The 4,167-nt window shown below is 63.6% G+C and carries 3 protein-coding genes; 2 read left to right on the top strand and 1 reads right to left on the bottom strand.

The annotated features are described in order from the left end of the window. Both ppk1 and ppx read left to right on the top strand, forming a co-directional pair. The coding region (gene ppk1 / locus EN955_RS33825) for a polyphosphate kinase 1 (protein ID WP_127223556.1) at nt 1-1,449 on the top strand (1,449 nt) is incomplete at its 5' end. Continuing rightward, nucleotides 1,449-2,984 (top strand): exopolyphosphatase, encoded by a 1,536-nt coding sequence (gene ppx, locus EN955_RS33820; RefSeq protein WP_024505005.1) that lies wholly within the window; start codon nt 1,449-1,451, stop codon nt 2,982-2,984. The genes ppk1 and ppx, both read left to right, overlap by 1 nt. Before the next feature lie 584 nt (nt 2,985-3,568). On the opposite strand, the gene EN955_RS33815 is transcribed toward ppx, so the two are convergent. Then, on the bottom strand, nt 3,569-3,973 hold the full coding sequence (locus EN955_RS33815; RefSeq protein ID WP_013532414.1) for a DoxX family protein: 405 nt from the start codon (nt 3,971-3,973) through the stop codon (nt 3,569-3,571). Nucleotides 3,974-4,167 lie beyond the last annotated feature (194 nt).

Raw genomic sequence — 4,167 nt, 5'->3', positions numbered from 1 at the left:
GTCGAGGAGGAGTCCGAGGACCTCGTGCGCCTGTTCGAAACGGCGCTGAAGCGGCGTCGGCGCGGATCGGTGATCCGCATCGAATTCGACAGGCTGATGCCTGGCGAATTGCGCGATTTCGTCGCCGGCGAGCTTGGCGTGTCGTCGAGCCGCATCAGCGTCTTGACCGGTCCATTGGCGCTCAGCCAGATTTCCGAGATCGTCGCCGTTCCCCGCGACGACCTGAAATTCACGCCCTACAATCCGCGTTTTCCCGAGCGCATCCGCGAACATGGCGGCGATTGTTTCGCCGCCATCCGCGAGAAGGACATCGTCGTCCATCACCCTTACGAATCCTTCGATGTGGTGGTGCAGTTCCTGCGCCAGGCAATGGCCGATCCGGAAGTGGTGGCGATCAAGCAGACGCTTTACCGCACCTCCAACGACAGCCCGATCGTGCGCGCGCTGGTCGACGCGGCCGAGGCCGGCAAGTCGGTCACCGCACTGGTCGAGCTCAAGGCGCGTTTCGACGAGGAAGCCAACATCCGCTGGGCGCGCGACCTGGAGCGGGCCGGCGTGCAGGTGGTGTTCGGCTTTCTCGAACTGAAGACGCATGCCAAAATGTCGCTGGTGGTGCGGCGCGAGGACGGCAAGCTGCGCAACTACGTGCACCTCGGCACCGGCAACTACCATCCGGTCACCGCGCGCATCTACACCGACCTGTCCTTCTTCACCACAGATCCGACGATTGCGCGCGATGTCGCCCAGCTGTTCAATTTCATCACCGGCTATGCCGAGCCGACGGACGAAATGCGGTTGGCGATCTCGCCGTTCACGCTGAGAAGCCGCATCCTGAAGCACATTGCCGACGAGATTGCCTACGCGGTGCAAGGCAAACCGGCGCGCATCTGGATGAAGATGAACGCCCTCGTCGATCCGATCATCATCGACGCGCTCTACGATGCCAGCCGCGCCGGCGTCGAGATCGACCTTGTCGTGCGCGGCATCTGCTGCCTGCGGCCGCAGGTTCCGGGCCTGTCGGAAAACATCCGCGTAAAATCGATCGTCGGCCGTTTTCTCGAGCACAGCCGCATCTATTGTTTCGGCAATGGTTACGGCCTGCCGTCGGACGAGGCGATCGTCTACATCTCCTCGGCCGACCTGATGCCGCGTAATCTCGACCGCCGCGTCGAAACCATGGTGCCGATCACCAATCCAACTGTGCATGAACAGATCCTTGGCCAGATCATGCTGGGCAACATTATGGACAATCAGCAAAGTTTCGACGTATTGGCTGATGGAACCTCCCGGCGCGTCGTGCTGGAGGAGGGCGAGGAACCGTTCAACGCGCAGGAATATTTCATGACCAATCCGAGCCTGTCGGGACGGGGTGACGCGCTGAAGTCGCATGCGCCCAAGCGCATCGCGCAGTTCAAGCGCCGCAAGAAGAACGCCGCAGCGTCCGGCTGATGCTGTCTGATTCTCAGGGCCGGCTGCAGGACCGCCGACCGCTGTCCATCATCGACATCGGATCGAACTCGATCCGTCTCGTCGTCTATGAGGGGCTGGCGCGCTCGCCGACCATGCTGTTCAACGAAAAGATGCTGGCCGGTCTCGGCCGCGGCATCGTTTCGACCGGCAAGCTCGACCCCGAGGCGGTAACGCGCTCGATGGAAGAGTTCCGCCGCTTTCGTGCGCTTTCCGACCAGGCCGGCGCCGAGCAAATGTATGTGCTGGCGACCGCGGCGGCCCGCGAGGCGGTCAACGGCCCCGATTTCATCCACCGCGCCGAGGATGTGCTGAAGACCGAGATCCGAGTGATCAGCGGTCGTCAGGAAGCGTACTATTCCGCGCTCGGCGTCATTTCCGGTTTCCATCCGGCCGATGGCATCGCCGGCGATCTGGGCGGCGGCAGCCTCGAACTGGTCGATGTCAGCGGCGAGGCGATCGGCGACGGCATCACGCTGCCGCTGGGCGGCCTGCGCCTGCAAGACATGGCGAAGAACTCGCTGGCCCAGGCGGCCAGGATCGCGCGTGACGAACTGGCGAAGGCCAAGCTGTTGAAAGGCGGGCAGGGCAGGCCCTTCTACGCCGTCGGCGGCACCTGGCGAAATCTTGCCCGGCTGCACATGGAAATGACCAACTATCCGCTTGGCGTCATGCACCATTACGAGATATCGGCCGAAAGCGCGGCGAACTTCCTCAAGCAGGTGGCCAAGGCCGAGATCGAGAAGGTCAAGGGCATCGAAGGCGTTTCGAAGAACCGCCGTTCGCTGCTGCCCTATGGCGCCATCGTGCTGCAGGAGATCATGGCGGCGATGCAGCCGTCGAAGATCATCGTCTCGGCGCTCGGCGTGCGCGAAGGCTTTCTCTATTCGCTGCTCGACGAGGCGGAGCAGAAGGCCGATCCACTGATTTCGGCCTCGGAGGAACTCGCCCGTCTGCGCTCGCGCTCCGTCACCCATGCGCACGAACTTGTCGACTGGACCGCCAAGACCTTTGCCGCCTTCGGCATCGACGAGACCGAGGACGAGGCGCGCTACCGCCACGCGGCCGCATTGCTGGCCGACATCGGCTGGCGCGCGCATCCCGAATACCGCGGCAAGCAATCGCTCAACATCATTGCGCACGCGTCCTTCTTCGGCGTCGACCATCCTGGCCGTGCTTTCCTGGCGATGGCCAACGCCTATCGTCACGACGGCATCTTCAACGAAGCCATCGCCCCCGAGATCAAGGCTCTGGCATCGCCGCGTTATCTGGAGCGCGCCCGCGTCCTCGCCGCCATGATGCGCGTCGTCTACCTGCTGACGGCGTCGATGCCCGGCATCATGCCCAGGCTGAAATGGGAACAGCGCGCCAACGGCGTGCTGGCGCTGGTCTTGCCGGCATCGCTGGCCGATCTCTATGGCGAGCGGCCGGCCGGGCGCCTGGCGCAGCTGGCCAGGATCACCAACCGCCGGCTGGTGCTGGCCGTCGAGGGTGGCCCCAGCATGTCGGTGAAATAAGGCGCTAGCTGCTAGCAGACCCGTGTCTTATCTGACTTAAGCGGAGACCTGCCGGTCGTACTTCGCCGGCGGCATCGCGTTTGTAGACCGGCTTCCCCCAATCCGTCGCTGCTTTGCAGCGCCACCTTTCCCCCCTCCGGAGGGAAAGGAAGGGAGCCTTGTTGGAAGAGCGTTGGCGGCAACAGGCTCGCGCCCTTCCTCTACCCCGTCGATCGGGGGAGAGGTGGCTCGGCGAAGCCGAGACGGAGTGGGGGTCGACCTGGCTTGGCGTCGAGGGCGGCCCCAGCGTCTCGGTGAAGTGGGCACGGCCTAAGCCTGATATCTGACCCACGCGGATATGAGATCAAACCAATCGCGCCACTTGTCAGCGGCATCGCGTTTGTAGACCGGCTTTCCCCAATCCGTCGCTGCTTTGCAGCGCCACCTTTCTCCCCTCCGGAGGGAAAGGAAGGGAGCCTCGTTGGAAGAGCGTTGGCGGCAATAGGCTCGCGGCCTTCCTCTACCCCGTCGATCAGGGGAGAGGTGACTCGACGAAGCCGAGACGGAGTGGGGTCGATCAGCTCGGGCCCATCTACGCAAAAATATCAAACCGCGCCGCGCCCGTCGATCGACCATGCGCCGGCGCCGGCCATCGCCAGCGCTACAAACCCACCTGATATCGCAATGTCCTTCATCAGCATCTGCTGGTGCAGGAAGGCGAGCATCGCGTCGCCGCCGCCCTGGCCATAATGGCCGATGAAGCCGGCGACGATACAGAAGGCAGCGAGCAGAAGCGCTATGATCCGGGTCTGGAAACCGACCAGGATGAGCAGCCCGGCGATCAGTTCGAACAGTCCCGTGCCCCAGGCGGCAAGTGTCGGCAGCGGCAGGCCGAGGCCGGCGAAATAGCCTGTGGTGCCGGCGATGTCGCTCAATGCATGGAAACCGGAAGGCACGAACAGGGCGGCGAGCAGCAGCCGGGAGAGCAGGAGCAGCGCGTTGCGGGGCATGTTCACCTCCGTTATCGGCCGCCGGCCGGCCTCGTCCCGATAGCTCCGATCCTATCAGAAAACTCCGGCCGACAGATCGGCGGGCATGCACCAACAACGAAAAAACGGCGCGGAAAATTCCGCGCCGCCTCAGGCTGCTGACAAACCCCTGGCATTTGCCGGGGGTTTTTGATTCACTGGGTCATGTTGAAGCG

This window comes from Mesorhizobium sp. M7A.F.Ca.CA.001.04.2.1 (assembly GCF_003998485.1).
Lineage (GTDB): Bacteria > Pseudomonadota > Alphaproteobacteria > Rhizobiales > Rhizobiaceae > Mesorhizobium > Mesorhizobium ciceri.
The sequence above is the reverse complement of the archived record's forward strand: the minus strand, read 5'-3'. Positions and strand labels throughout refer to the sequence as shown.